This is a genomic window from Delftia sp. K82 (assembly GCF_002193035.1).
Taxonomy (GTDB): Bacteria; Pseudomonadota; Gammaproteobacteria; order Burkholderiales; family Burkholderiaceae_C; genus Comamonas; species Comamonas acidovorans.
Window position 1 is genome coordinate 1,296,602 of record NZ_MYFL01000003.1, and the last position, 23,926, is coordinate 1,320,527.

A 23,926-nucleotide genomic window follows, 5' to 3' on the forward strand; every position below is an offset into this window, starting at 1 on the left:
GAAATCCTGGCGTCTGGCGCGCTACATGCCCAGTTACAGGCCCAGTTACAGGCCTAGCTCCAGGCCCAGCAGTTCCTCCACCGTCTGGCGGCGGCGGATCAGGCGGGTGCTGTCGCCATCGACCAGCACCTCGGCGGCCAGCGGGCGCGTGTTGTAGTTGCTGGACATGGAGCTGCCATAGGCGCCCGTGTCATGGATGACCAGCAGGTCGCCCACCGAGGCGCCTGCCAGCGCGCGCGGCAGCACCACGCCGCCGTCGCCCTGGGTGAACACGTCGCCCGATTCGCACAGCGGGCCGGCGACCACGGCATCGCGCAGGGGCATGGCCTGGCCGTCGCGGCGCAGCACTTCCATGCCGTGCCAGCTGCCGTACATGGAAGGGCGCATCAGTTCGTTGAAGCCCGTGTCGACCAGCACGAAATGGTTGCTCCCCGCGTTTTTGGTGGCGCGCACCTGGCCCAGCAGCACGCCCGACTCGGCCACCAGGAAGCGGCCGGGTTCGATCTCCAGGCCCAGCGCGTGGCCCACGATGGCCTCGGCGTCCTTGCGTGCCGCATCCCACAGGCCGTGGTAGTGGGCGGTGTCGATGGTGGCGTCGCCATCGCGGTAGGGAATGGACAGGCCGCCGCCGGCCGAGATGGCCTGCAGGTCATGGCCTGCCCGGCGGGTGGCGCGCACCAGCTCGACCATGGCGCCGCAGACCTGCTGCAGATGGCCGTAGTCCACGCCCGAGCCGATGTGCATGTGCAGGCCGGCCAGCTTCAGGCCGCCGTCGCGGATGGCCTGCAGCGCCGCCAGCAGGTCGCTGTGCCAGATGCCGTGCTTGCTGTGCTCGCCGCCCGTGTTGGTCTTGTTGCTGTGGCCGTGGCCGAAGCCGGGGTTGATGCGCAGCCACACGGGATGGCCGGGCGAGGCCTGGGCCAGCTGGTGCAGCATGTCGATGGAGCCGGCGTTCACGGGCACCTTGTGCTCGGCCACGCAGGCCAGCGTGGCCTCGTCCATCACGTCGGCGGTGAACACGATGTCGCTGTGCAGGTCGTCGCCATGGCCGGCCGCGTAGCCGGCGGCCAGCGCGCGCAGGATTTCGCCGCGCGAGACGGCGTCCACCTTCACACCCTGCTCGCGCATCAGCCGCAGGATGTGGATGTTGGAGCAGGCCTTCTGTGCAAAGCGGATGGTGTCGAAGGCCTTGAGCTGGGCGATGCGTGCGCGGATGGTGGCGGCGTCATAGACCCACAGCGGCGTGCCGTGCTGGTCGGCCAGGGCCCAGAGCTGGGCGGGCGAGAAGGGATTGGACATGGTGTCTCTTTCAGGGGAACTGCCGCGCATGATGGTGGATGGCGGTCATTCAGTCCAATGCTTGTTCTTATGGTGTCTATTTGATTTGGATATGCTCTTGCCATGCAAGACCCCGCGCTGCCGCACACGTCTCCCGAACCCCGCATCTCCCACCGCCACCTGGAGGTGTTTCGCGCGCTCATGCTCAGCGGCAGCGCCACGGCGGCGGCGCAGATGCTGTTCAGCTCCCAGCCCACCGTCAGCCGCGAACTGGCGCGGATGGAGAGCCTGCTGGGCTATGCGCTGTTCGAGCGTGCCCAGGGCCGGCTGCGGCCCACGGCACGCGCCCTGTCGCTGTGGGCCGAGGTGCAGCGCAGCTGGCAGGGGCTGGACCGGGTGGTGGAGCATGCGCTGGCCCTGGGCCGACCGCACCAGGCGCGCATCAACGTGCTGTGCCTGCCTGCCCTCAGCCATGCGCTGCTGCCCGCAGCGCTGGCACGCCTGCATGCGGAGCACGGCCCGGTGGCCGTCAGCGTGGCCACGCAGGAGGCGCCGCTGCTGCAGGAGTGGATGGCCGCCCAGCGCTACGACCTGGGCCTGGCCGAGCTGGCCGAGGCGCCTCCGGGCACGCGCGCCCTTGCGCTGCCCGCCATGGACGAGGTGGCCGTGCTGCCCGCAGGCCATGCGCTGGCCGCAAGGCCGGTGCTGGAGGTGGCTGACTTTGCCGGGGAAAGCTTTGTCAGCCTGGCGCGCGACGATCCCTATCGCCAGCAGATCGATGCCGTGTTCGAGCAGGCCGGCGTGCAGCGCCAGCTGCACCTGGAGACCCACAGCGCCGTGGCGGTCTGCGCCATGGTCCAGCATGGCCTGGGCGTGGCCATCGTCAATCCGCTGACGGCGCGTGCCTGCGCCGGGCCGCAGCTGGTGGTGCGGCCGCTGGCGTTTTCCATTCCCTTCCAGGTCCATGCGCTGCTGCCGCTGCACCGGCCGGCCGTGGCCGAGGTGCAGTGGCTGGTGGACGCGCTCGCCGCCGAGGTGGCCGCGGTCGGCTGAAGGCGTCAGTGCCTAGGCCGAAGGGGTGCGCACCATGTCGGCAGGAACGATGGCCTGGGCGCTGCGCTCCAGGCGCTGGCGCAGCCACCGGTGGGCGCTGTCCTCATGGCTGCGCGCATGCCAGACCAGCTCTACGGGGAAGGACGGAAAGGCAAACGGAAGCGGGCTGATGGCCAGGCCGAACAGCGGCGCATAGTGGCGTGCCACGATGGCCGGCACCGTGGTCAGCAACGGTGCGCGTGCCACGGTGGCGAACAGCGTGAGGAAGTTGGATGCCGCGAGCACCGGGTTGATGGCCACTCCGGCCGCCTCCAGCGCATCTTCCAGGTAGCCGTACAGGCTGTCCTTGGCCGAGATCATGGCGTGGCGGCCAGCCTGGTACTGCGCCATGCTCAGCGGCGCGGCAAACGGCAGCAGGGCCGGGTGGTAGCAGCAGACCACACCCAGGTCGAACAGCATCTGCCGGCGGTGCCAGCCGCTGCCGCCGGGCAGGTAGCCAATGGCCAGGTCGATCTGCTCGGCATCCAGCGCGTCGAAGGCCCGCTCGCGGCTGGTGGGGCTGAGCAGCAGCTTCACGCGCGGTGCGGACACGGCCAGGTCGGCAAACAGCTCGGAGACCAGCAGCGATTCGGACTGGATGGAGATGCCGATGCGGAAGGTGTGTTCATCGGTGGCCGGATCGAAGCTGCGGCGCGACAGCAGCAGCCTCTGCGAGGCCTCCAGCAGCTCGCGCACCGGGGCGTGCAGTTCGCGGGCCATCAGCGTGGGCTCCATGTGGTAGCCCACGCGCACGAACAGTTCATCGTCCATCAGCAGGCGCAGCGTGGACAGCGCATGGCTCATGGCCGGTTGCTTGATGCGCAGGCAGGCGGCGGCGCGCGTCACGCTGCGCTCCTGCATCAGCGCGTCGAAAGCCAGCAGCAAGTTCAGGTCGAAGGAGCGCAGATTGAAATGATCGATGCGAGACATCATTCATATCGATTTGTTGAATCAAGACCCGAAACCTACACTGAATTTCAATTTCACGCGGCCAGTCAGACACAGGGCGGCCCGGTCCGGAAAGACGCCATTCAAGAGCCATACGAGGAAACATGATCGTGATACACCCCCGCCTCATCCTGCCGGCCCTGGGCTGCGCGCTGGCCACCGCCGCAGGCGCGCAGGAGCCGCGCTTTCCCATGCAGCCCATACAGATCATCGTCGGCTTCACGCCGGGCGGCTCGGCCGACACCACGGCTCGCCTGGTCGGCGACTGGCTGGGCCGCGAGCTGGGCCAGGCCGTCATCGTGGTGAACAAGCCGGGGGCCGGCACCAACATCGCTGCGCAGTTCGTCGCCAAGGCGCCTGCCGATGGCCATACGCTGCTGTTCGGCGGGACCTCGCTGGTCTACAGCCCGGGCTTGCTGTACCCCTCGATGAAGGCCAATCTGGCCAGGGACTTCGCGCCCGTGGGCGGCCTGGTCAAGGTGCCCAACATCCTGGTCGTTCGGCAGGACTCGCCGCTGCGCGATGTGCGCCAGCTCGTGGCGCAGGCCAAGTCCCGGCCCGGCGGGGTCAACTACGGGTCCACGGGCGCCGGCGTGAGCCCGCAGATCGCCATGGAGATGCTCAGTGCCCGCGCAGGCATGCGCATGACCCATGTGCCGTACAAGGGCACGGCCCCCATGCTCACGGGCATCCTGGCCGGGGATGTGGATGTGGCCTTCGACATCGCCTCGTCCTCGGGCCCCATGATCCAGGCCGGCAAGATGCGCGGCCTGGCCGTCTCGGGGGCCACGCGGCTCAAGACCCTGCCCCAGATCCCGACGATCGCTGAATCCGGCTACCCGGGCTTCGACGTCACTTCCTGGTACGGACTGGTCGCGCCCCAGGGAACGCCCGAGGCCGTCATCCACAAACTCAACGCTGCCCTGCAAAAAGTGCTGGCACAGCCGGACATCCAGACCACGCTGGCGGCCACCGGCAACGAAGTCATGCCGGGAACGCCGGCCGATTTCCAGGCCTTCCTGGCGGCCGAGCACCGCAAATGGAACGATGCCGTCAGGCAGCTGGACCTGCGCCCCGAGTGAGCCCAAGCATGAACCAGACCACAAGACACCAGAAACTGGCCGAACTGGCCGGGGACATGCCCGAGATCCGGGCCATCCGCCACCGCATCCACAGCCATCCCGAGATCGCATTCGAGGAGCGCAGCACGGCTGCGCTGGTCGCCGAAAAGCTGGCCGAATGGGGCTTCGAGGTGGCCACCGGCGTGGGTACCACGGGCGTGGTCGGCACGCTGAGCGCGGGCACGGGCGGCCGCCGCATCGGCCTGCGCGCCGACATGGACGCCCTGTCCATGCAGGAAAAGACCGGCCTGCCCTATGCCAGCCGCATCGAGGGCAAGATGCACGCCTGCGGCCACGATGGCCACACCGCCATGCTGCTGGGCGCTGCCCGGTACCTGGCCAGGACGCGCAATTTCTCGGGCACGCTGCACCTGTACTTCCAGCCGGCCGAGGAGCGCGGCCATGACAGCGGGGCCGAGCGCATGATCGCCGACGGCCTGTTCGAGCGCTTCCCCTGCGATGCCGTGTTCGGCATGCACAACCATCCGGGCGCGGAGCTGGGGCACTTCATGATGCGCAAGGGTGCCTTTCAGCCGGCGACGGACAAGATCGCCATCCGCGTCATCGGCAAGGGCGGGCATGTGGCGCGCCCCCATCTCACGGTGGACCCGTCGGTGGTCTCGGCCAGCATCGTGATGGCGCTGCAAAGCATCGTTTCGCGCAATGTCGATCCCATGCAGACGGCGGTGCTGTCCGTGTGCTCGCTGCAATCGGGCGGCTTCTATGGCGTTATTCCCGATGAGGCGCGCATCGAGCTGAGCGTGCGCTGCTTCGATCCCGGCGTGAGGGTGCAGCTGCGCGAGCGCATCGAGGCCATTGCCCAGGGGCAGGCGCAAAGCTATGGCGCCAGCGTGCAGATTGAGCACCAGCAGGGCTATCCGGTGCTGGTGAACACCGGGCGCGAGGTCGATTTCGCCGTGGAGGTCGCGCGCGAGCTGGTGGGGCCGCAGCGCGTGGACCCGGACTTCGGCCCGATCACGCCGGGCGAGGATTTCGCCTTCATGCTGGAGCGCCGGCCGGGCTGCTACCTGCGCCTGGGCAATGGCCTGTTCAGCGAGCACTGCCACCCCGTGCACCACCCGCGCTACGACTTCAACGACGACAACCTGCTGACCGGTGCCGCGTACTGGAGCCTGCTGGTGGAGCGCTATCTGGTGGATTGAGGCCGGGGTTCGGCGGCGGGCTCGGGGGCCAGGCACGGGCCCGGACCCCACTCCATCCAGTCGTCGCCAAAGATCTCCACCGGGTGCTGTGTGCGGTCCGATCCGTTGCCGCAGGCCAGCTCGTCGCGGGCGCAGTAGCGGTCACAGCCCCAGCATGTGCGCTCGGGATGGGCGGGGTGGATGGGGAATTTCTTGGCCATGGCATCCAGCTTGGACCGCCATAGCCGCCAGGGTTTTGCGCTGGATCAGAACTCCAGGTTGTCGATCAGGCGCGTCTTGCCCAGGCGCGCGGCGCCCAGGGCCACCAGTGGTGCACCGGCCAGTTGCGCGCCCTCGGCGGGGGGCTGCAGGTCACGGCGCAGGCGCACGGTCAGGTAGTCGGGCTCCCAGCCCTGGGCGGCCAGGGATTGCATGGCCCAGGCTTCCAGTTCGGCCAGCGGCGCCTGGCCCGCACGCGCGGCATCGGCCAGTTGCTTGAGCGCCAGCGACAGCGCCATGGCCTGCTGCCGCTCGTCGTCGCTCAGGTAGCCGTTGCGCGAACTCAGCGCCAGGCCGTCGTCGGCGCGCGCCGTGTCGCCGGCCACGATGTTCACGGGCAGGGCGAACTGCTCGACCATGCGGCGGATCACCATCAACTGCTGGTAGTCCTTTTTGCCGAACACGGCCGTTCCGCCGCCGCTGGCGAAGAATACGGCCGAGAACAGCTTCATCACCACGGTGCACACGCCCGTGAAGAAGCCGGGGCGGAAATGGCCTTCGAGGATGTCGGCCAGCTGCGCATCGGGCTGGATCTTGAAGGTCTGCGGCTCGGGGTAGAGATCGGCTTCGCGCGGGGCGAACAGCAGGTCGCAGCCTTCGGCCTCCAGCTTGGCGCAGTCGGCCTCCCAGGTGCGCGGATAGCTGTCGAAATCCTCGTGCGGCAGGAACTGCAGGCGGTTCACGAAGATGCTGGCCACGGCAATGTCGCCGTGCTGGCGCGCGGCGCGCACCAGGGACAGGTGGCCGTCGTGCAGATTGCCCATGGTGGGCACGAAGGCGGGGCGGCCCTTGCTCGACAGGATGGCGCGCAGGTCGGCGATGGAGTGGACGATTTGCATGGGAAAACCGGGGAACGGGAAAACGGGGAAGCGGGAAGCGGAAAAACGGACCGTGCAGCCTGCCGGACTACCAGGCGTGCTTGCTGTCGTCGGGGAAGCTGCCGTTCTTCACGGCATGCACATAGGCCTCGAAGGCGCCCTTGACGCTGCCCGCATCGGCCATGAAGTTGTGCACGAAGCGGGCCATCTTGCCCAGGTTTACGCCCAGCATGTCGTGCAGCACCAGGACCTGTCCGGCCGTGCCGCTGCCCGCGCCGATGCCGATGGTGTGGCAGTGCGGCAGCTCGGCCGTGAGTTCGCGCGACAGCTGTGCTGGCACCATCTCCAGCACCAGCATGGAGGCGCCTGCATCCTGCAGCTCCAGCGCATGGCGGCGCAGCGTGGCCGCGCCCTCGTCGCTCTTGCCCTGGACGCGGTAGCCGCCCAGCGCATGCACGGTCTGCGGCGTCAGTCCCAGGTGGGCGCAGACGGGCACGCCGCGCTCGACCAGGAATTGCACTGTGGGCGCGGTCCAGCCGCCGCCTTCGAGCTTGACCATATGGGCGCCGGCCTGCATCAGCTCGCAGGCGCTGCGCATGGCCTGCTCGCGGCTTTCGGCATAGCTGCCATAGGGCATGTCGGCGATCAGCCAGGCCGTGCCCTGCACGCGGTGCAGGCCGCGCGCCACGCTGGCCGTGTGGTAGCACATGTCCTGCAGCGACACGCCCACGGTGCTGTGCAGGCCCTGGCAGACCATGCCCAGCGAATCGCCCACCAAAATGCACTCCACGCCGGCCGCATCGGCCACGGCCGCGAAGGTGGCGTCATAGGCGGTGACCATGGTGATCTTCTCGCCGGCCTCGCGCATCTGCGCCAGGCGCGGAAGGCTCACGGGGCGGCGCTGGGGCAGCGGCGAGGCGGGAGGGATGGTGCCGTAGGGCGTGCCGGCGGTGACGGGTGCTTGGGTCATGGGGCGCTCGGAGGGGGATGGAATTGCCGCGAGTCTATGCGATGCGCGCGGGGGGCACCTGTCCCTGAGCTGTCCTTTGCTTTTCCGTCACCTTTCGGGCAGGCCACGCCATCGGCGCCACAGCGGAGACAGCAGGGCCACGAGCATGGCCGTGCTGGCTGCCACGGCAGGCGCGCTCATCAGCAGGTCCAGCCAGTGCTGGGTATCCGTCCAGGGGCCTGCGCTGCCGGTGGGGTGTGGCAACAGCAGTGCGGACCACTCAGACCAGGCGGCGGCGAGCCATATCAGGGCCAGCGACATGCCCAGGGCCAGCAGCACCGCGCCTGCCCAGGGGCGCTTGAGCACACGGATGCGCAGCCAGGCGACCGATATCAGCGCGGCTGGAAACAGCCCCAGCACATAGAGGCTGGTGATTCCCAGCATCCCGGCCAGCACGCTGCCAAGCAAGGTCAGGACCAGGCATGCGCCCCAGGCCACCAGCTGCATGGCAGGCATCAGGCGCACCAGCACCAGGGCCAAGGCGAGGAAAAAGCCAACGCTGACGGTCGCCAGCAACTGGGACATCCTTGGCCATTCGTCGTCGCGGGACCTGTCAGCGCGCCGCAGATGGCTTTCCTGGTAGGCAGGCAGGGCGAGGCCGTAGCGCGCGTGCTTCCATTGCACATGCTGCATCGGGCTCCATCGGCTGTCGAACATCTCCAGCAGCATGAGCCACTCACGGTTGCTCTGGGCCAGATAGGTACCGAAGCATTTGCGCGGTTCCGGCTCCAGATCCAAAGGCCTGCTGCGACCCAGGGCTGGTTTGCAGTTGGAGTTCTGCGCTCTGGATACCTTCTCGCCAGTCTCTGATGGTGGGTTGGCGGCCAGGTAGGCGCGCCATTCCTCGGCCAGGGGGGATTGCAGCGCGCTGCGGTAGCTGGCCAGCAGGTGCTCCGCCTCGTCCTGGGCGGAGCTGGCAGACTGGCGCACATAGCCTCTGGCCTGCAATGGCTGGCCGTAGCGCTCCAGCGTCGCGGCAATCGCGGCCTGGTCTCCGCGCATCAACCAGACCAGGGCCTGGATGCTCGGGTACTTCGCCGGATCGACCTCTTCCTCGCGCAGCACACGTATCCATTCCACGAGCATGGCCGCCTGGCGTGGCGCGACAAGCGCCTCCAGGGCTGCGACTTGCTCGACAGTCTGGATCTGTGCACTGACATCCGTGTCCGACCATTGGCGCTGAATCCGCATTTCATAGATGGGCGAAAAGGCGATCGCAGGCGCGAACAATAGCGATAGGAACAAGGCTCCCCACAGGTACTCCCACCACAGGCCCCAGCGGCCCACGGGGGCGTGTTCGCGCCAGCGGTTGTGGATGCGCACGCGCAGCAACCACCACAGCGCCAGGCCGATCGCCACGATCCAGGCCACGACGGAGCCGATGTCCAGTGCCAATTGCTCGGGCGTTTGCTGTGCCGTGGACGCAACGCCGGGCAGGGAGCCCATCCAGCGCGCGGGTTCGGCCATCCATTGCATCCAAACGCCGAGCACCAGCACGCACCACAGCAGCGCCAGCGGCAGATACCAGTGCAGGCGCAGCTGCCACAGCAGGGGGCAGCGCATCAGCACCCATTGGTCCCAGCGGTTCGTCATATCGGAAAAACGTGGCATGGCTCAGTCCCTCACGAACAGGCGGCGGGTGGATGCGGTGATGTCGCGGAAATAGCGCACGGGCATCTCTGCCTGCACGGCCTGCGCCAGGAACTGCGCTGCCGTGAACGGCACGTGAAAGCTCACTATGTGGGTCTGGCCACTGAGCTGGTGCGTATGGGATGGCAGCCGGTCCAGCCAGGGTTTCAGTTGCGCCATGGCCCAGCCGGTCTCGAACTCGATGGCGCAGCCTTCCATGGCGGCAAAGCTCTGCTGCACGCTGCGCGGCTGGCCTTGCTCCAGGAACAGCACCTGATCGGCCACCTTTTCCACCTCGTACAGCTGCTGTGAACTCAGCACCAGGGCCATGGGTTGCCAGGGCGAGCGCGCCAGCGACTGCAGATCGGTCAGCAGGGTCTGCTGGGCGTTGATGTCCAGATTGGCCAGCGGCTCGTCCAGCAGCAGCACGCGCGGCCGGCAGAGCAGGGCGCGCGCCAGCTCGAAGCGCATCTTGTAGCCCGAGGACAGCTGTTTCCACTGGTGGCCCCGGAAGGCGCGCAGCCCCAGCTGCGCGATGACCAGCTGTACCAGGCAGATGTTGCGTGGGCCCACGGCGCCATGGCTGCGCGCGGCGAATTGCAGATGGTCCATCAGGCGCCCGCTCCAGACGGCCGGGCGCTGGGGGATATAGGCGAGCTGGGTGCGCAGCAGGTAGGCATCAGTGGCGGGAACACCCCAGTCCAGCTGCCCTGCGTCGGGCGCCAGATCGGCGGCCAGCAGGCGCAGCAAGGTGGTCTTGCCGTTGCCGTTCTCGCCCACCAGTCCCAGGATGGTGCCGGGCTCCACGGCCACATCCACCGGCCCCAGCGCAAAGCCGCCGCGCCGGTAGCGCTTGACCAGTTGCCGTCCCTGTACACGGTACGCGCGGTGCGCACGGTGCGCGCGGGAAGGTGCGGAATCGGCCTGCAGCGCCTGGCCTGGGGCATGGGCGGCATGCAGGGCATCGAAGGCCTGCTGCACCAGCGCGCGGCGTGGCTCTGCGCCGGAATCGGCCGCAAGGCCATCCCAGGCATCCAGCGCAGTCAGCAGGCTCTGCTGCACGGCGGTTTCGGCCGGCAGGGCGGCGTCTATGAGTGCACGCCACGCGCCATGCCATTGCTGGCTGGCGATCGCCTGTTCCACGGATTGCGCCCAGGCCACTACGGCGGACTGTGGCGGCGTAGGTGGTCGTACTGATTCAATGCTCGGTTCCATGAACCCCTCCCTTTTTTATGTGCTGCGCGGTACGGCCATCCGAGGGGCCGGACGGTGCGATTCCCGGCGCGCGACGAGTCTATGCGATCCCGCTATGCTGTGATTCCCGCGACGGACGACAGGGCCCGCACAGGCCCTGCGGATGCGCTTCAACGGTGTTGCACCATGTCCGGTTCCTTACAGACATCTCCGCTTCTTCCCGCCGTGGCCTGGCAGGGCCTGCGCCAGGTCCATGTGCTGCAAAGCCTGACCGACGAGCGCCTGGCCGAACTGGCCGCGCAATGCCGCTGGCAGCAACTGGCCACGCACCAGAGGCTGGAGGGCGCCTATGCCGACCAGCGCATGTACATGCTCGTCCACGGTAGCCTGCGCGTCAGCAGCTATGCCGCGAACGGACGCGGGCTGACGCTCGGTGAAATTGCCACAGGCATGTTCGTCGGCGGCCAGATGCAGCAGCAGCAAAACGAATGCGGGGGCATACCGCTGGTCGTCGAGGCGGGAGAACCCAGCCTGGTGGCCTCGCTTGCGCCCGAGGATGTGGAAGCACTGCTGATGAGCGAGCCCCTGGTGCTGCGCGCCTTCATCGTGCGGCTCAGCAGCCTGGCCGTGACGCTGGCGCGGCGCATGGTCAATCTGGGAACCCTCAGCGTGCGCAGCCGACTGCATGCCCTGCTGCTGGAGCGCGCCGAATTGGCCGGAGAGGAGCAGGGGCAGGCCCTGCTCGCCCCCGCGCCCCGGCAGACCGACCTGGCCCTGATGCTGGGCTCCAGCCGCGAGGAAGTGGCGCGCGAGATGTCGCGCCTGGTGCGCCTGGGCCTGCTGCGGCGCGAAGGCCGCAACCTGCGCATCTGCCATGTCGAAGGCCTGCGCGTGCTGCTCGAGGAAGCGCGCTGAGCCTTGTCTGCCGCGGCTGTTTCAAGCCGCGAAAAACACTGTTTCTAGAACGCGTGAATTCGCCTTCTGTCGAGGGGAGCACGGGTGAAAAGGCAGCGGGCCGCCCGGGCCGGATGCGAAAACACGTGAGAAAACGCACAGACGAAGAATGCTGCAGCGCCGCATAGTACGTCCATGCCGTGAGGAAATGAATGCCGAGCGGCCTTTTGAAAGGATCTGACATGCGTACCCTCTCCGCTGCACTGGCCGCCGTGACCCTGGGCCTCGCCGGGACTGCAATGGCCCAAGAAGCCGTTTCCCCCTCGTCCTCCGCCACCGCAGGCCTGAGCCGCGCCGAAGTGCTGGCCGACCTCGAAATGTGGCACCAGGCGGGCATGACCTACCTGCCCTCGCCTTCGGCTGACCGCGACATCAGCTACAACTCGGCCGAATACCAGCGCGGCCTGGCCCGCTACCAGCAACTGCGCAGCGGCCCCGCCTACCGTGAGGCCGTGGCCCGCCTGGAAGGCCAGCACACCGTCACGCAGAAGTGATGTGAATGGATATGGGTCCGGCATGGTGCCGGGCCTGTTGGTGGAAAGCGTCCTTTCGGGATGCTTGGTTTGGCGCCCTTCGGGGCGCTTTTTTGTTTCCCGCGCTCTACACTGGGCGGCCCCGTGTCAGTGGCTGCTATCGATAGCGAAGCTGCTGATGCAAGTACAGCATGCGTTGACGGCCGTTTTGTGAAGTTTCTGATCGATTTTCCCAACCCCCATGACGGTTCGGCCGCCCGGCTGCGCCATGGCTTCGGGCCGCCGCTGCGCAGCCTGGCAGCCCATGCGCCCGAGCAGGTGCGCGGTGTGCTTGACGCCGTGCAGCAGGCCGCCCAGGCCGGCCTGTGGTGCCTGGGCTGGGTGCGCTACGAGGCGGCGGCGGCGTTTGACGCGGCCTACGCGGGCGCCTTGCATGCCACGCCGCCAGGCGAGCCGCTGGCCTGGTTTGCCGTCTTCGACGGCCCCCGGCCCTGGCCTGAAGACGCGGACGCAGTCGATACCGGCCCTCAGGCGCAATCTCAGGTGCAATGGCAGCCCGGCCTGGAGCGTGCCGATTTCGATGCCGCCATTGCGCGCATCCACGAGGCGATTGCGGCCGGTGACTGCTATCAGATCAATTACACGGCCCAGTTCATGGGCCGGCTGCGGGGCGACATTCCATCGCTGTTCGCCGCGCTGCGCCGCGCCCAGCCCGGTGGCTACGTAGCCTGCATGGACAGCGGCGACGAGCAGGTGCTGTCCGTCTCGCCCGAGCTGTTCTTCGACTGGGATGGCGAGCGCATCCTCACGCGCCCCATGAAGGGCACGGCGCCCCGTGGCGCCACGCCTGCACAGGACGAGGCGAATGTCCAGGCCATGCGGTCCTCGCCCAAGGAGCGGGCCGAGAACGTGATGATCGTGGACCTGCTGCGCAACGATGTCTCGCGCATTGCCGAGCCTTTCAGCGTCCAGGTGCCGCGCCTGTTCCATGCCGAACCCCTGCCCACCGTGTGGCAGATGACGTCCGACGTGCAGGCGCGCACGCGGCCCGGCACTGGCCTGGCAGACGTGTTTGCGGCACTGTTTCCCTGCGGCTCCATCACGGGCGCGCCCAAGCGCCAGGCCATGCGGCTCATCCACGAGCTGGAACCGGGTCCGCGCGGCGTGTACTGCGGCGCCGTGGGCGTTGTGCGGCCCGGCATCGCCGCGGGGCGCGTGCACGCCACCTTCAATGTGCCCATACGCACTGTGGTGGCGCGTGGCACGGAACTGCGCTGCGGCATCGGCAGCGGCATCACCTCGGGCGCCGAGGCGCCTGCCGAATGGCAGGAATGGCGCCACAAGAGGGCTTTTCTGGACAAGGTGTGAAAGGGCGTGCAGCCATGGCGGATACGGACTTCGATTTCGACATTCTGGAAACACTGGCCCTGCGGGATGGCGGTTTCATCCATCTGCAGCGCCATGTGACGCGCATGCAGGACGCGGCGCGGCATTTCGGCCGGCCCTGCACGGATGACGTGCTGGAGCAGGCATTGCAGCAGCTGCGCCAGGCGCACGCCAGCGGCCACTGGCGCGTGCGCCTGGCGCTGGATGCCACGGGGCGGATACAGACCCAGGCGGCGCCGCTGCCGCCTTCCGCCACGCCTGTTCGGCTGGCGCTGGCCGACCGGCCCATCGCCAATGCGGTGGCGCGTGGCGACTGGGTGCGTTTCAAGACCTCGCGCCGCGCGCACTACGACAGCCTGCAGCCCACCGATGCCTCGGTGTTCGACACCGTGCTCCACAACGAGGACGGCGAGATCACCGAAGGCACGCGCGGCAACATCGCCGTGCTGCTGGCGGGCCGCTGGGTGACCCCGCCGCTGTCCAGCGGCCTGCTGCCCGGCGTGGGCCGCGCGGTGGCGCTGGACGAGGGCCGCGTGGTGGAGCACCCGGTGCGGCTGGACGATCTGCCGCGCGTGCAGGGCTGGGCCTTCGTCAACAGCCTGCGCGGCTGGCTGCCGGCAGTTCTGCGCTGAACTGCAGGCCGGGGTGGAACTCATGGTTTTCAGGGATGGATTCCACAAGGCAATGTCAGACAATCGGTGAATATTGTTGAGCAATATCATTTTGATTGTTGGCTGATGCCTGTCTCCCTTGAGATCGATCCATGCATGAATTCCGTATTTCCCGCCGCGCGCTGATCACCGCCGCGGCTGTCCTGGCGGCGGGCCCGCTGTGCGCCCAGACCACCTATCCCAACAAGCCCATTCGCGTCGTCGTCGGCTACGCGGCAGGCGGCTCGGTCGACCTGGTGGGGCGCGTGGTGGGTGACATCCTGGCCAAGCACCTCAATGCGACCGTCGTGGTCGACAACGTGCCCGGTGCCGCCGGCGTGGTGGCCGCGCAGCGCGTGGTCGGTGCCAAGGCCGACGGCTATACCCTGCTCGCAGGCTCCAGCAACGAATTGGCGGGCACGAAGTTCGTCAACGCCGCGCAGAAGTACGACCCGGCCACGGACCTGACCGGCATCGCGCTGACCGGCGTGCTGCCCAACCTGTGGGTGGCCGGCACCAAGATGCCGGCCAGGACCATCGACGAGTTCATCGCCCTGGCCAAGGCCCATCCCGGCAAGTACAGCTACGGCAGCCCGGGCATCGGGTCAACGCCGCATTTCTCGGGCGAGCTGATCAAGAAGATTGCCGGGGTGGACATCGTCCATGTGCCCTACAAGGGATCGGCCGCGATGACCAGCGACCTGGCGGGCGGCAACCTGGATTTCGCCATCGTCTCTCCCTCGGTGGCGGCTCCGTTCATCCAGAGCGGCAAGATCAAGGCCCTGGGCGTGACCACGGCCCACCGCATCGCCATGATGAAGGACGTGCCCGCACTGGGCGAGAACGCGGCACTCAAGGGCTACGCGCTGAGCGGCTGGTTCGGGCTGGCGGGACCCAAGGACCTGCCTGCCGAGGTGGTGGCCAGCCTGCAGAAGGCCTTGAAGGCGGGCCTGGCCGATCCGGCGATGCGCGCGCGCCTGGAAGGGGCTGGCATCATTGCCCCCACGGGCGACGAAAACTTGGCCCAGATCATCCGTACCGACATGGGCAAGTACGCCGAACTGGTCAAGTTCGCCAGGATCACGCCGGAAAACTGAAGCACGGCCTGCCGCCATGAAAAACGCCTCGTTCCCCGAGGCGTTTTTTCATTCGGGCCTGTGCAGGGCATGCAGGGACAGCAGCCCCTCGAACGCATCGCGCAGCGGCTGCAGCGACGGGCCGGCAGGCGCCAGCCGTTGCAGCGCGCAGGCCGCTGCCTCCAGCGTGGACAGCTGGCCCGGCGCATGGGCCTTGCGCAGGGCGCCGTAGCGCGAGGCGGGAAGGTCGCCCTGCAGTGCCAGGCGCGGCAGGGCCTGCAGGCCGGGGTTGAGGTAGAGCATCTTGCGGCTCTTGCGCCAGGTGGCGTCCAGCACCACCAGGCGCAGGTCCTCGGGGCATGGCGCGGGCTGCGGCCAGGGCGCTTGCCTGGCCAGGCCCAGCTGGTCGCCGTGCGGTGTTTCCGGATAGAGCAGTACGGCCTGCCGCGGGGCGTCGCCCGACTGCCAGGGCGCGTGCAGCAGTGCCTGCAACTGCGCTGGCTCGAAGGCCTCGCCCACCGCCAGGCGGCTGGCGGGCAGGCACAGGTGCAGCAGCCGGCCCGTGCCCTTGGCCTGCAGTTCTTCCTCGGGATGCTGGAGCACCAGCAGCTGCACCGCATGCGGCACCGGCTGCACCAGGGGGCACAGGCAGGTGCGCTCAGGGCGCAGGCATTGCGCGCAGCGTGCGCGGGTGCTCACGGCGGACAAGGCCCGGCGCCTGCCTTACAGGCGACCCTTGTAGTAGCTGGGCTTGTCCATGTCGGCGATTTCCACGCTGAGCTGGACCATCATGCCGGCCGGCTGGGGCGTGAGGCGGCGCAGCACCGCGGCAATGCCTTCGGACAGCTCCTTCTTGGCCGTGTCGGTACGGCCCGCCAGCAGGCGCAGCTGCACATGGACGAAGCCGCGGTTGGCAGGAGCGGAGCCGATCTCGAACTGGCTGACCGGCAGCAGGCGGGCCTTGACGTCGGCCTCGTCCAGGATGCTGGGGTGGCTGCAGACGAAGGCATTGAGTTCGGTCAGCAGTTGCTGGCCGGGCAGGCCGGCGAGGTTGTCGGTGTATTCGACGTAGAGATGGGGCATGGATGTCTCCGTTCCGGTGGTGAAGAGGGATTCAGGGGATGGGTGGGGCCAGGCGCGAGACCTCGTCCAGCGCCGTCAGCAGCAGCTGCACGTCGATGCGCGTGTGGGAGGCCGACAGCGCGATGCGCAGCCGCGCCGTGCCTTCGGGCACGGTGGGCGGGCGGATGGCGGGCACCCACAGGCCGCGCTCGCGCAGGCCCTCCATCACGGCCAGGGCCGTGGCGTTGGAGCCTATGACCAGGGCCTGCACGGCGGTGCGCGAGGGCAGCAGCTGCCAGCCCGTGCGCGCCAGCAGCGGCGTGAGGCCGGCGCGCAGCTCGGCAATGCGTTCGGCCAGGGCCTCGCGGCGCTCGTCCTCGGCCTCGATCAGGGCCACGCTGGCCTGCAGCGCGCTGGCCAGCATGGGCGGCGCGGCCGTGGCGAAGATGTAGCTGCGCGTCTTTTGCAGCAGCCACTCGACCAGCATGTCGCTGCCCGCGACAAAGGCACCGGCCACGCCAGCGGCCTTGCCCAGCGTGGCCATGTAGAGCACGCGCGGCGAGGCGTTTGCGCCCGTCAGTCCCGCCTCGGCCAGGCTGCCCCGGCCCTGGGGGCCGAGTACGCCGAAGCCATGCGCGTCGTCGAGCAGCAGCAGCGCGTCGTACTGCTCGCACAGCGCCAGCAGGCCGCGGATGTCTGCCACGTTGCCATCCATGCTGAACACGGCATCGCTGATGACCAGCTTGCGCCGGGCCGTGCTGGCGGCCAGTTGCGCGGCCAGGTCGCCCAGGTCGGCATGGGCATAGCGGTGGACCTGGGCGCGCGACAGGCGGGCGCCGTCGATCAGGCAGGCGTGGTTGAGCGCATCGGAGAACAGGGCATCGCCCGCGCCCACCAGGGCCGGCACGATGCCGGCATTGGTGGCGTAGCCCGCATAGAAGTAGAGCGCGCGCGGCAGTTGCACGAAGTGCGCCAGCTGTTCCTCCAGCGCGGCGTTGGCCGTGCTGTGGCCGCTGACCAGGGGCGAGCCGCCCGAGCCCACGCCAAAGGCCTGGGCGCCCGCGCAGGCGGCGCGCACCAGGGTGGGGTGGCCGGCCAGGCCCAGGTAGTCGTTGCTGCAAAAGGCCAGCATGGGGTGGCCGTCCACCTCCATGTGGGCGCCGCTGGCGGCGCCCTGCAGCGGCGCCGTGGCGCGGCGGCGGCGGCGCAGGTGGGCCGCGTCGAGCTCGGCGATGCGCGCGGGAATGTCGTCCAGCCAGGAGCCGCTCATTGCCATTGCTCCGGCAGGGTATAGGTGGTGGCGCGCGGGTCGGGGTGCTGCTGGAAGGGGATGTCGGCCAGCAGCGGCGCCTGCAGTTGCCGGTCCAGGTGCTGGCGCAGCCAGGCCATGTTTTCCTCGGGCACCAGCATGGCGGGGTCCACGCGGCTGGCAATCCAGCCGGCCAGGCGCAGTCCGCGCGTGCGGATGGCCTCGGCCGTGAGGGCGGCGTGGTTCAGGCAGCCCAGCCGCAGGCCCACGACCATGACCACGGGCAGGTCCAGCGCGCAGGCCAGGTCGGCGCCCGAGAGCTGGTCGGACAGCGGCACGAGAAAGCCGCCCGCGCCTTCCACCACCACGGCGTCGGCCTGTTCGGCCAGGCGCCGGTAGCTGTCCACGATGTGTGCGATCTCTATGGAGCGGCCCGCGCGCTGCGCGGCGATGTGCGGCGACATGGGATCGGGCAGCAGCACGGGGTTGTCCAGTTCGGGCGGAACGGCCAGGGTGGAGGCGGCGCGCAGCGCCAGCGTGTCCTCGTTGGCCCAGCCGCCCTGGCCGTCGGGCTCGGCGCCTGCGGCCACGGCCTTCATGCCCACCACGCGGGCATGGTGGCGGGCCAGCGCATGCAGCAGCCCGCAGGAGGCCAGGGTCTTGCCCACGCCCGTGTCGGTGCCGGTGACAAAGCAGCCAATGGTGCGGTGGGCGTTCACGAATGGTTCTCCTGGGCCAGTGTGTCTTCAAGGGCGGCCAGCGCGCTGGCGGCCAGGTGCTGCACGGCCTCTTCGTCCAGCAAATAGGGAGGCATGGCGTAGAGGGTGTTGCTGATAGGGCGCAGCAGCAGCCCGCGCTCCAGTGCGGCTGCGCTGTAGCGGCGCGAGAAGTCGGGCAGCGAGGTCTGCACATCCCAGGCCCAGATCATTCCCTGGCGCCGTGCGTGGCGCACGCGGGCGTGCTGGTTCAAAGGGGCGAAGGCGCCGTCAAGCCTTTGCGCCAGCGCGAGGTTGGCATTGATGGCATCGGTCTGCTCGAACAGCTCCAGCGTGGCCAGGGCCGCGCGGCAGGCCAGCGGGTTGCCGGTGTACGAGTGCGAGTGCAGGAAGCCGCGCGCCACGGAATCGTCGTAGAAGGCGGCGTAGACGGTCTCGGTGGTCAGCACGGCCGACAGGGCCAGCGTGCCGCCCGTCAGGCCCTTGGACAGGCAGATGAAGTCCGGCCGTATGCCGGCCTGCTGGTGGGCGAACATGCTGCCCGTGCGGCCGAAGCCCACGGCGATCTCGTCCACCACCAGGTGCACCTCGTAGCGGTCGCACAGGGCGCGCGCCAGGCGCAGGTATTCGGGGTCGTGCATGGCCATGCCGGCCGCGCACTGCACCAGCGGCTCGACGATGAGGGCGGCCGTGGTCTCGTGGTGCTGCTCCAGCCACTGGCGCAGGCCTTCGGCGGCGCGCCGTGCCACATCGACCGGGCTTTCGCCGTCTTGCGCGCCGCGTGCATCGGGGCTGGGCACGGTGTCGGCCAGGCGCACCAGGGGCGCATAGGCTTCGCGGAAGATGGGAATATCGGTCACGGCCAGCGCGCCCACGGTTTCGCCGTGGTAGCCGCCGGCCAGGCCTGCAAAGCGGCTCTTGGCAGGGCGGCCCAGGTTGCGCCAGTAATGCGCGCTCATCTTGAGGGCGATCTCGGTGGCCGATGCGCCGTCGCTGCCGTAGAAGGCATGGCCCAGGCCGGTGAGCGTGGCCAGCCGTTCGGACAGCTCGACCACGGGCGCGTGCGTGAAGCCGGCCAGCATCACATGGTCAAGCTGGGCGAGCTGGTCGGTGAGCGCGGCCTGGATGTGCGGATGGCTGTGGCCGAAGAGGTTGACCCACCAGGAGCTGACGCCATCCAGGTAGCGGCGTCCTTCGGTGTCGTGGAGCCAGGGCCCCTGTGCGCGCGCGATGGCGATGGGGGGCGCGGCCTCGTGCCGCTTCATCTGGGTGCAGGGGTGCCACACAGCCGCAAGGCTGCGGGCGGCAAGCGATTGAGTCATCGCGCGATTGTCACACCGCAGCGCAGCTCACAGCTGCTGCGTGGGAACGTGGTGGCGCAGTTCGACCTGGCGGTTGGCATCGTCCACGAAGACCAGCTGCGGCTGGTGCGTGGCCACGTCGGTCTCATGCACCTGGGCGAAGGACGCAATGATCAGCAGGTCGCCCACGGCGGCACGGCGCGCGGCCGAGCCGTTGACCGAGATCATGCCGCTGCCGCGCTGGCCCTTGATGGCATAGGTGACGAAGCGCTCGCCGTTGTCGATGTTCCAGATGTGCACCTGCTCGTTCTCGACGATGTTGGCGGCGTCCAGCAGGTCCTCGTCGATGGCGCAGGAGCCTTCATAGTGCAGCTCGCATTGCGTGGTCTTGACGCGGTGGATCTTGGATTTGAGCAGGGTGCGGAACATGTTTGTCTCTCGAGGGGCGCTTTGCGCGGTCTTGATGGGGCCTGGGCTGGCAAAAAAAGCCACCAAGTCTATATGCGAAGGAGAAATCCCATGAAGGCCGTGAAGTTGTTCAACGGCAGCGGCGCCGCTGCGGGGCCTGGCTTCAGTTCAGGTCGAGCACGCAGCCATCGCCGATGCTGTCGCGCCATACGCGGATGCGGCTGGGAGCGGGCTGCAGGTCGGCCAGGGAATCGGCAATGAACAGGCACAGGTTTTCCAGCGTGGGCTTGCCCAGGCCGGGGATTTCGTCGAGAAAGCGGTGGTCCAGCGCGTCGCCCAGGGTCTTCAGGCGCGAGCGCAGGTAGCCCAGGTCGATCACCATGCCGTTGTCCGGGTTGCGCGGGCCGGTGACGCTGACTTCGGCGTAGTAGGTGTGGCCGTGGATGCGGCGGCTGCTCTCGGTCTCGATGGCGCGCTCCAGCGTGTGGGCGGCATCGAAGAAAAAGCGCTGGTGTACGGTGAACTGCATGGCAAAAATCAGCGGATGCCGGTGAGCTTGTGGGTCTGCAGGCTCAGGCGCCAGGCCGGGCGCTGCAGGCATTGCGCTATGCAGGCGGCCGTGTTGTCGGCCTGCAGGACGTTGTCCATGGGCTGCAGGAAATAGCGGTCGAAACGGGTGCCTGCCTCGATGGCCTGCAGATCGAAGCCGGGCTGCGGCCAGACCAGCTTGAGCTCCTGGCCGCTGCGCTGGACCCATTCGGCGCCCGCCTTGGGGCTGATGCACAGCCAGTCGATGCCCTCGGGCGCGGCCACGGTGCCATTGCTTTCCACGGAAATGCGAAAGCCGCGCGCATGCAGGGCGGCGATCAGGGGCTCGTCCACCTGCAGCAGGGGCTCCCCCCCGGTCAGCACCACCATACGGTGCTGGCTGTCGCCGGCCGGCCACTGGGACAGGATACGTTCGGCCAGGGCGTCGGCCGTGGCGAACTTGCCGCCCAGCGTGCCGTCGGTGCCCACGAAGTCTGTGTCGCAGAACTGGCAGATGGCGCTGGAGCGGTCCTGCTCGCGGCCGGTCCAGAGGTTGCAGCCTGCAAAGCGGCAGAAGATGGCCGGCGTGCCGGCCTGGCCGCCCTCGCCCTGCAGGGTGTAGAAGATTTCTTTGACGCTGTAAGTCATGGTGCATGGAGGCCGGTGGAGCCGGCCTGTCGGTGTGCGCGTGCCTGTATCCGTGCCCGCTAGACGGGCGTATAGGCCAGGCGCACGTAGATGGGCGCAAAGGCTTCGGCCTGGGTGATCTCGATCAGCGTTTCCTTGGCCAGCTCCAGCAGGGCGATGAAGGTCACGACCAGCACGGTCGAGCCTTTCTCGGGCTGGAACAGGGTCTCGAACTCGACGAAGCGCCGGCCCTGCAGGGCCTTGAGCACCTGGCTCATGTACTCGCGCACCGAGAGTTCCTCGCGCGTGATCTTGTGGCTTTGCACGAGCTTGGCGCGCTTGAGAATGTCGCGCCAGGCCGATTGCAGCTCGGCCACATCCACATCGGGAAAGCGCGGCTGCAGGTTCTGCTCGATGTGGATCTGGGCCCGGAGGAAGTCACGCCCGTAGTGCGGCACCTGGCCGAGCTGGTGGGCAGCGAGCTTGATCTGCTCGTACTCGAGCAGCCGGCGCACCAGCTCGGCGCGCGGGTCCTCGGCCTCTTCGCCGCCTTCCTGCTTCTTGGGCGGCAGCAGCATGCGCGACTTGATCTCGATGAGCATGGCCGCCATCAGCAGGTACTCGGCCGCCAGTTCGAGGTTGCGGCTGCGGATCTCGTCGACATAGCGCATGTACTGGCGCGTCACGTCCAGCATGGGTATGTCGAGGATGTTGAAGTTCTGCTTGCGGATCAGGTACAGCAACAGGTCCAGCGGCCCTTCGAAGGCTTCGAGGAAGACCTCCAGCGCATCGGGCGGGATGTACAGGTCCTGCGGCAGGGCGAACAGCGGCTCGCCGTACAGGCGCGCCAAAGCCACCTGGTCGATCACGACCGGGGTGCCGTCGCCAGGAGGGGGGGATGTGGCGGAGGCGCCCGCAGGCGCCAGCGCGGATTCAGCCTCGGCCATGCCTTGCTGCCTGGGCGAATGCCGCATGCGCAGGGTGCACGGTGGGAACAGGCTGATTTTTCATCGCATGGGCAATCAGGAGTTCGTCTGGTAGACGTAGGGCTTCTGGTCCACGCGGCCGGCGCGCAGGTCTTCCCAGACTTCGTGGTTCACGTCCTTGTCCCACAGCAGCGAGCGGCCGGCCAGCTGCTGGCTGGGCAGCTCGGGCTTTTGCTTCTTCAGGTCATTGATGAAGTTGGTGGCGTCGGAGCGATAGTCGGGGCGGCGAAAGAATGACATAGTCTGATAACCTCTTGAATCGCGTGATTTTACCGGGACACCGCCGATGAACCTAGTCTCCCGTCTTCTGGGGGTTGCCGTGGCCGTGATGGGCATGCTCTCGCTGCCCGGCTGCGATCCCCAAAACATCAAGGAACTCGAAGAAGGCCTGTCCACCGAGGCCGACGTCCGCGCCCGCTTTGGCGAGCCCGAACGCATCTGGACCGAGCCCGACGGCTCGCGCACCTTCGAGTACAACCGCCAGCCCGCCGGCAGCCGCAACTACATGATCACCATCGGCACCGATGGCCGCATGAGCGCGCTGCGCCAGGTGCTGGCGCCGCACAACTTCGAGAAGATCCGCCCCGGCATGGACGAGGAGCAGGTGCGCCGCATGCTGGGCAAGCCCGCCAAGATCACGCCCTACCAGCTCAAGCAGGAAACCGACTGGGACTGGAACTACATCGATCCCCCCACGCGCGACATGGAGTTCACCGTGACCTTCGGCCCCGACGGCCGCGTGCTGCGCAGCGCGGGCCGCGAGAAACTGCACGGCGGAGCCTGACAACAGGCCCCCGCAAACTCCTGCAAGCTCCTGCGGTGCGCTGTACCCTGCACGCCACAGCGCGCCGGGGCAACAGTCTCTAGAATCCGGGTTTGTACCTATGACACCCCATGGGTACGGTGAAGGCTCCGATCCGGGGCCTTTGCGACGATAGATCTGTCATCACCCCGACAATGTCCACGCCTTCCCTACCCGCTGCCGCGCCCGCTGCGCCTGTTTCGGCCACCGCTTCGCTGCGCCATGGCCTCTTCGAGGATGTCCAGGCCCTCTTCACCGGAACCCTGTTCGTGGGCATCGCCATGATGATGTTCGCCCAGGCGGGGCTTTTGACGGGCAGCACGGCGGGCCTGGCCTTCGTGCTGCACTACGCCACGGGCTGGCCGTTCGGCCTGGTCTTCTTCGCGATCAACATCCCGTTCTACTGGTTTGCCTGGACGCGCGTGGGCCGTACCTTCACGGTCAAGACCTTCATCTGCGTGGGCGCGCTGTCGCTGATCACCGAAATGGGGCCGCGCCTCATCCACATCGACTACCTGCACCCGGCCTTTGCCGCCATTGCGGGCGGCCTGCTCATGGGCTCGGGCCTGCTGTTCCTGGCGCGCCACCGCTCCAGCCTGGGCGGCGCCACCATTGCCTCGCTCTACCTGCAGGACCGCTACGGCATCCGCGCCGGCAAGGTGCAGATGGCCATCGACTGCTGCGTGGTGCTGCTGGCGCTGTGGGTCGTGCCCTTCGAGCGCGTGGCCTGGTCGGTGCTGGCGGCCGTGGTCATGGGCGTGTTCCTGGCCGTGAGCCACCGGCCCGGGCGCTACGCCGGGCAGTAGCCTCAGGGCGTCAGAGGCTGCCCATCGGGCGTGCGGTAGCGGACCGTGATGCCGCTGTTGTCTGCGGCTGCCCCGTCATCGCTCATCGCATCGACGGCCTTGCCCACTCCCTTGCCGACGATTTTTACCGTGCCCACAGCCGCATCCGCGGCCAGCCCCACGGCCGAGGCCGTGACGCTGACCGCCGTGGCGGTCACGGCCACCACGGTGCAGCCGGACAGCAGGGCCGCGGCGCACAGGCAAAGAAAAGCCCCCAGGGCCGGGGACCGTGAGGGCTTGCGGGACTTTGCAGACTTCATGATTGTCGTCCAACACACTGTGCGCAATCTTTGAAACCGGCAGAGCCTAAGTCAGGGACGCCGAGGAAGGGCCGCCCCGCACCGAGGGTGTCG

The 23,926-nt window shown here is 68.2% G+C and carries 28 protein-coding genes; 10 read left to right on the forward strand and 18 right to left on the reverse strand.

Annotated features, from left to right (window positions below):
* Positions 1-45 precede the first annotated feature (45 nt).
* A complete protein-coding gene (gene lysA, locus KDK82_RS22700; RefSeq protein ID WP_088166242.1) occupies positions 46-1,299 on the reverse strand; it encodes a diaminopimelate decarboxylase in 1,254 nt (417 codons plus the stop codon).
* Between the two features lie 102 nt (positions 1,300-1,401).
* On the opposite strand from lysA, the gene KDK82_RS22705 reads away from it, so the two are divergent.
* Positions 1,402-2,331 carry a LysR family transcriptional regulator gene (locus KDK82_RS22705; RefSeq protein ID WP_013803921.1) on the forward strand — a complete coding sequence of 310 codons (930 nt, stop codon included), beginning with the start codon at positions 1,402-1,404 and terminating at the stop codon, positions 2,329-2,331.
* Between the two features lie 12 nt (positions 2,332-2,343).
* Here the strand turns inward: KDK82_RS22705 and KDK82_RS22710 are convergent, their stop codons facing one another.
* Complete coding sequence (locus KDK82_RS22710) at positions 2,344-3,300, reverse strand: LysR family transcriptional regulator (protein ID WP_088166366.1); 957 nt, start codon at positions 3,298-3,300, stop codon at positions 2,344-2,346.
* A 122-nt stretch (positions 3,301-3,422) separates the two neighbouring features.
* Between KDK82_RS22710 and KDK82_RS22715 the strand changes: the two genes are divergently transcribed.
* Positions 3,423-4,400, forward strand: a complete 978-nt coding sequence (locus tag KDK82_RS22715; protein ID WP_256974530.1) for a tripartite tricarboxylate transporter substrate binding protein — start codon at positions 3,423-3,425, stop codon at positions 4,398-4,400.
* An 8-nt stretch (positions 4,401-4,408) separates the two neighbouring features.
* On the forward strand, positions 4,409-5,602 hold the full coding sequence (locus KDK82_RS22720) for a M20 aminoacylase family protein (RefSeq protein ID WP_088166243.1): 1,194 nt from the start codon (positions 4,409-4,411) through the stop codon (positions 5,600-5,602).
* On the opposite strand, the gene KDK82_RS22725 is transcribed toward KDK82_RS22720, so the two are convergent.
* The 5 genes from KDK82_RS22725 to KDK82_RS22745 form a co-directional block, all read right to left on the reverse strand.
* Entirely contained in the window at positions 5,587-5,802 is a 216-nt protein-coding gene (locus tag KDK82_RS22725; RefSeq protein WP_034390767.1) for a DUF3079 domain-containing protein, read from the reverse strand. The two genes, KDK82_RS22720 and KDK82_RS22725, sit on opposite strands and share 16 nt — an antisense overlap.
* 45 nt (positions 5,803-5,847) lie before the next feature.
* A complete protein-coding gene (panC, locus tag KDK82_RS22730) occupies positions 5,848-6,699 on the reverse strand; it encodes a pantoate--beta-alanine ligase (protein ID WP_012203748.1) in 852 nt (283 codons plus the stop codon).
* A 67-nt stretch (positions 6,700-6,766) separates the two neighbouring features.
* Complete coding sequence (gene panB / locus KDK82_RS22735; protein ID WP_012203749.1) at positions 6,767-7,648, reverse strand: 3-methyl-2-oxobutanoate hydroxymethyltransferase; 882 nt, start codon at positions 7,646-7,648, stop codon at positions 6,767-6,769.
* A gap of 87 nt (positions 7,649-7,735) precedes the next feature.
* Positions 7,736-9,298, reverse strand: a complete 1,563-nt coding sequence (locus tag KDK82_RS22740; RefSeq protein ID WP_088166244.1) for a hypothetical protein — start codon at positions 9,296-9,298, stop codon at positions 7,736-7,738.
* Between the two features lie 3 nt (positions 9,299-9,301).
* A complete protein-coding gene (locus tag KDK82_RS22745) occupies positions 9,302-10,531 on the reverse strand; it encodes an ABC transporter ATP-binding protein (protein WP_088166245.1) in 1,230 nt (409 codons plus the stop codon).
* 165 nt (positions 10,532-10,696) lie between these two features.
* Here KDK82_RS22745 and KDK82_RS22750 point away from each other — a divergent pair, with 165 nt between their 5' ends.
* The 5 genes from KDK82_RS22750 (at position 10,697) to KDK82_RS22770 (ending at position 15,070) form a co-directional block, all read left to right on the forward strand.
* Positions 10,697-11,425 (forward strand): Crp/Fnr family transcriptional regulator, encoded by a 729-nt coding sequence (locus tag KDK82_RS22750; protein WP_088166246.1) that lies wholly within the window; start codon positions 10,697-10,699, stop codon positions 11,423-11,425.
* Between the two features lie 221 nt (positions 11,426-11,646).
* Entirely contained in the window at positions 11,647-11,958 is a 312-nt protein-coding gene (locus KDK82_RS22755) for a DUF4148 domain-containing protein (RefSeq protein ID WP_088166247.1), read from the forward strand.
* Positions 11,959-12,147: 189 nt separating this feature from the next.
* On the forward strand, positions 12,148-13,305 hold the full coding sequence (gene pabB / locus KDK82_RS22760; RefSeq protein ID WP_088166248.1) for an aminodeoxychorismate synthase component I: 1,158 nt from the start codon (positions 12,148-12,150) through the stop codon (positions 13,303-13,305).
* Between the two features lie 14 nt (positions 13,306-13,319).
* The gene (locus tag KDK82_RS22765) at positions 13,320-13,955 is read left to right on the forward strand and encodes an aminotransferase class IV (protein WP_088166249.1); all 636 of its coding nucleotides are present in this window, start codon (positions 13,320-13,322) and stop codon (positions 13,953-13,955) included.
* 131 nt (positions 13,956-14,086) lie between these two features.
* Positions 14,087-15,070, forward strand: coding sequence for a tripartite tricarboxylate transporter substrate binding protein (locus KDK82_RS22770; protein WP_088166250.1), 984 nt, complete (start codon positions 14,087-14,089; stop codon positions 15,068-15,070).
* A gap of 48 nt (positions 15,071-15,118) precedes the next feature.
* On the opposite strand, the gene KDK82_RS22775 is transcribed toward KDK82_RS22770, so the two are convergent.
* The 10 genes from KDK82_RS22775 to KDK82_RS22820 form a co-directional block, all read right to left on the reverse strand.
* Complete coding sequence (locus KDK82_RS22775; RefSeq protein WP_088166251.1) at positions 15,119-15,757, reverse strand: tRNA-uridine aminocarboxypropyltransferase; 639 nt, start codon at positions 15,755-15,757, stop codon at positions 15,119-15,121.
* Between the two features lie 15 nt (positions 15,758-15,772).
* A complete protein-coding gene (locus KDK82_RS22780; protein WP_034390779.1) occupies positions 15,773-16,132 on the reverse strand; it encodes a 5-carboxymethyl-2-hydroxymuconate Delta-isomerase in 360 nt (119 codons plus the stop codon).
* Between the two features lie 31 nt (positions 16,133-16,163).
* Positions 16,164-17,381, reverse strand: a complete 1,218-nt coding sequence (gene bioF / locus KDK82_RS22785) for an 8-amino-7-oxononanoate synthase (protein ID WP_088166252.1) — start codon at positions 17,379-17,381, stop codon at positions 16,164-16,166.
* Positions 17,378-18,079: a dethiobiotin synthase gene (gene bioD, locus KDK82_RS22790; RefSeq protein ID WP_088166253.1), complete on the reverse strand. Its 702-nt coding sequence runs from the start codon at positions 18,077-18,079 to the stop codon at positions 17,378-17,380. The genes bioF and bioD overlap by 4 nt, the downstream gene beginning before the upstream one ends.
* Positions 18,076-19,398, reverse strand: coding sequence for an adenosylmethionine--8-amino-7-oxononanoate transaminase (gene bioA / locus KDK82_RS22795; RefSeq protein WP_088166254.1), 1,323 nt, complete (start codon positions 19,396-19,398; stop codon positions 18,076-18,078). The genes bioD and bioA overlap by 4 nt, the downstream gene beginning before the upstream one ends.
* A gap of 27 nt (positions 19,399-19,425) precedes the next feature.
* Entirely contained in the window at positions 19,426-19,806 is a 381-nt protein-coding gene (gene panD, locus KDK82_RS22800; protein ID WP_012203760.1) for an aspartate 1-decarboxylase, read from the reverse strand.
* 142 nt (positions 19,807-19,948) lie between these two features.
* Positions 19,949-20,314, reverse strand: a complete 366-nt coding sequence (locus tag KDK82_RS22805; protein ID WP_012203761.1) for a 6-carboxytetrahydropterin synthase — start codon at positions 20,312-20,314, stop codon at positions 19,949-19,951.
* A gap of 8 nt (positions 20,315-20,322) precedes the next feature.
* Entirely contained in the window at positions 20,323-20,961 is a 639-nt protein-coding gene (gene queE, locus KDK82_RS22810; protein WP_088166255.1) for a 7-carboxy-7-deazaguanine synthase, read from the reverse strand.
* Between the two features lie 59 nt (positions 20,962-21,020).
* Entirely contained in the window at positions 21,021-21,914 is an 894-nt protein-coding gene (locus tag KDK82_RS22815; RefSeq protein ID WP_034390789.1) for a ScpA family protein, read from the reverse strand.
* A gap of 48 nt (positions 21,915-21,962) precedes the next feature.
* Entirely contained in the window at positions 21,963-22,166 is a 204-nt protein-coding gene (locus tag KDK82_RS22820; RefSeq protein WP_012203764.1) for a DUF3460 family protein, read from the reverse strand.
* Between the two features lie 46 nt (positions 22,167-22,212).
* Here KDK82_RS22820 and KDK82_RS22825 point away from each other — a divergent pair, with 46 nt between their 5' ends.
* Both KDK82_RS22825 and KDK82_RS22830 read left to right on the forward strand, forming a co-directional pair.
* A complete protein-coding gene (locus tag KDK82_RS22825; RefSeq protein ID WP_012203765.1) occupies positions 22,213-22,710 on the forward strand; it encodes an outer membrane protein assembly factor BamE in 498 nt (165 codons plus the stop codon).
* Positions 22,711-22,883: 173 nt separating this feature from the next.
* Positions 22,884-23,534, forward strand: a complete 651-nt coding sequence (locus KDK82_RS22830) for a YitT family protein (RefSeq protein WP_088166256.1) — start codon at positions 22,884-22,886, stop codon at positions 23,532-23,534.
* A 2-nt stretch (positions 23,535-23,536) separates the two neighbouring features.
* On the opposite strand, the gene KDK82_RS22835 is transcribed toward KDK82_RS22830, so the two are convergent.
* Positions 23,537-23,833, reverse strand: a complete 297-nt coding sequence (locus KDK82_RS22835; RefSeq protein ID WP_043824581.1) for a hypothetical protein — start codon at positions 23,831-23,833, stop codon at positions 23,537-23,539.
* Positions 23,834-23,926 lie beyond the last annotated feature (93 nt).

Bases quoted from the DNA above. Each gene is read 5' to 3' on its own strand.
- queE (WP_088166255.1), bottom strand. From the start codon at position 20,961: ATGACTTACAGCGTCAAAGAAATCTTCTACACCCTGCAGGGCGAGGGC.
- panB (WP_012203749.1), bottom strand. From the start codon at position 7,648: ATGACCCAAGCACCCGTCACCGCCGGCACGCCCTACGGCACCATCCCT.
- bioA (WP_088166254.1), bottom strand. From the start codon at position 19,398: ATGACTCAATCGCTTGCCGCCCGCAGCCTTGCGGCTGTGTGGCACCCC.
- KDK82_RS22805 (WP_012203761.1), bottom strand. From the start codon at position 20,314: ATGCAGTTCACCGTACACCAGCGCTTTTTCTTCGATGCCGCCCACACG.
- KDK82_RS22825 (WP_012203765.1), top strand. From the start codon at position 22,213: ATGAACCTAGTCTCCCGTCTTCTGGGGGTTGCCGTGGCCGTGATGGGC.
- KDK82_RS22720 (WP_088166243.1), top strand. From the start codon at position 4,409: ATGAACCAGACCACAAGACACCAGAAACTGGCCGAACTGGCCGGGGAC.
- KDK82_RS22705 (WP_013803921.1), top strand. From the start codon at position 1,402: ATGCAAGACCCCGCGCTGCCGCACACGTCTCCCGAACCCCGCATCTCC.
- KDK82_RS22765 (WP_088166249.1), top strand. From the start codon at position 13,320: ATGGCGGATACGGACTTCGATTTCGACATTCTGGAAACACTGGCCCTG.
- KDK82_RS22740 (WP_088166244.1), bottom strand. From the start codon at position 9,298: ATGCCACGTTTTTCCGATATGACGAACCGCTGGGACCAATGGGTGCTG.
- KDK82_RS22750 (WP_088166246.1), top strand. From the start codon at position 10,697: ATGTCCGGTTCCTTACAGACATCTCCGCTTCTTCCCGCCGTGGCCTGG.
- KDK82_RS22745 (WP_088166245.1), bottom strand. From the start codon at position 10,531: ATGGAACCGAGCATTGAATCAGTACGACCACCTACGCCGCCACAGTCC.
- KDK82_RS22725 (WP_034390767.1), bottom strand. From the start codon at position 5,802: ATGGCCAAGAAATTCCCCATCCACCCCGCCCATCCCGAGCGCACATGC.
- panD (WP_012203760.1), bottom strand. From the start codon at position 19,806: ATGTTCCGCACCCTGCTCAAATCCAAGATCCACCGCGTCAAGACCACG.
- KDK82_RS22755 (WP_088166247.1), top strand. From the start codon at position 11,647: ATGCGTACCCTCTCCGCTGCACTGGCCGCCGTGACCCTGGGCCTCGCC.
- KDK82_RS22715 (WP_256974530.1), top strand. From the start codon at position 3,423: ATGATCGTGATACACCCCCGCCTCATCCTGCCGGCCCTGGGCTGCGCG.
- KDK82_RS22815 (WP_034390789.1), bottom strand. From the start codon at position 21,914: ATGCGGCATTCGCCCAGGCAGCAAGGCATGGCCGAGGCTGAATCCGCG.
- KDK82_RS22835 (WP_043824581.1), bottom strand. From the start codon at position 23,833: ATGAAGTCTGCAAAGTCCCGCAAGCCCTCACGGTCCCCGGCCCTGGGG.
- panC (WP_012203748.1), bottom strand. From the start codon at position 6,699: ATGCAAATCGTCCACTCCATCGCCGACCTGCGCGCCATCCTGTCGAGC.
- bioF (WP_088166252.1), bottom strand. From the start codon at position 17,381: ATGAGCGGCTCCTGGCTGGACGACATTCCCGCGCGCATCGCCGAGCTC.
- KDK82_RS22710 (WP_088166366.1), bottom strand. From the start codon at position 3,300: ATGTCTCGCATCGATCATTTCAATCTGCGCTCCTTCGACCTGAACTTG.
- KDK82_RS22830 (WP_088166256.1), top strand. From the start codon at position 22,884: ATGTCCACGCCTTCCCTACCCGCTGCCGCGCCCGCTGCGCCTGTTTCG.
- KDK82_RS22820 (WP_012203764.1), bottom strand. From the start codon at position 22,166: ATGTCATTCTTTCGCCGCCCCGACTATCGCTCCGACGCCACCAACTTC.
- KDK82_RS22770 (WP_088166250.1), top strand. From the start codon at position 14,087: ATGCATGAATTCCGTATTTCCCGCCGCGCGCTGATCACCGCCGCGGCT.
- KDK82_RS22780 (WP_034390779.1), bottom strand. From the start codon at position 16,132: ATGCCCCATCTCTACGTCGAATACACCGACAACCTCGCCGGCCTGCCC.
- lysA (WP_088166242.1), bottom strand. From the start codon at position 1,299: ATGTCCAATCCCTTCTCGCCCGCCCAGCTCTGGGCCCTGGCCGACCAG.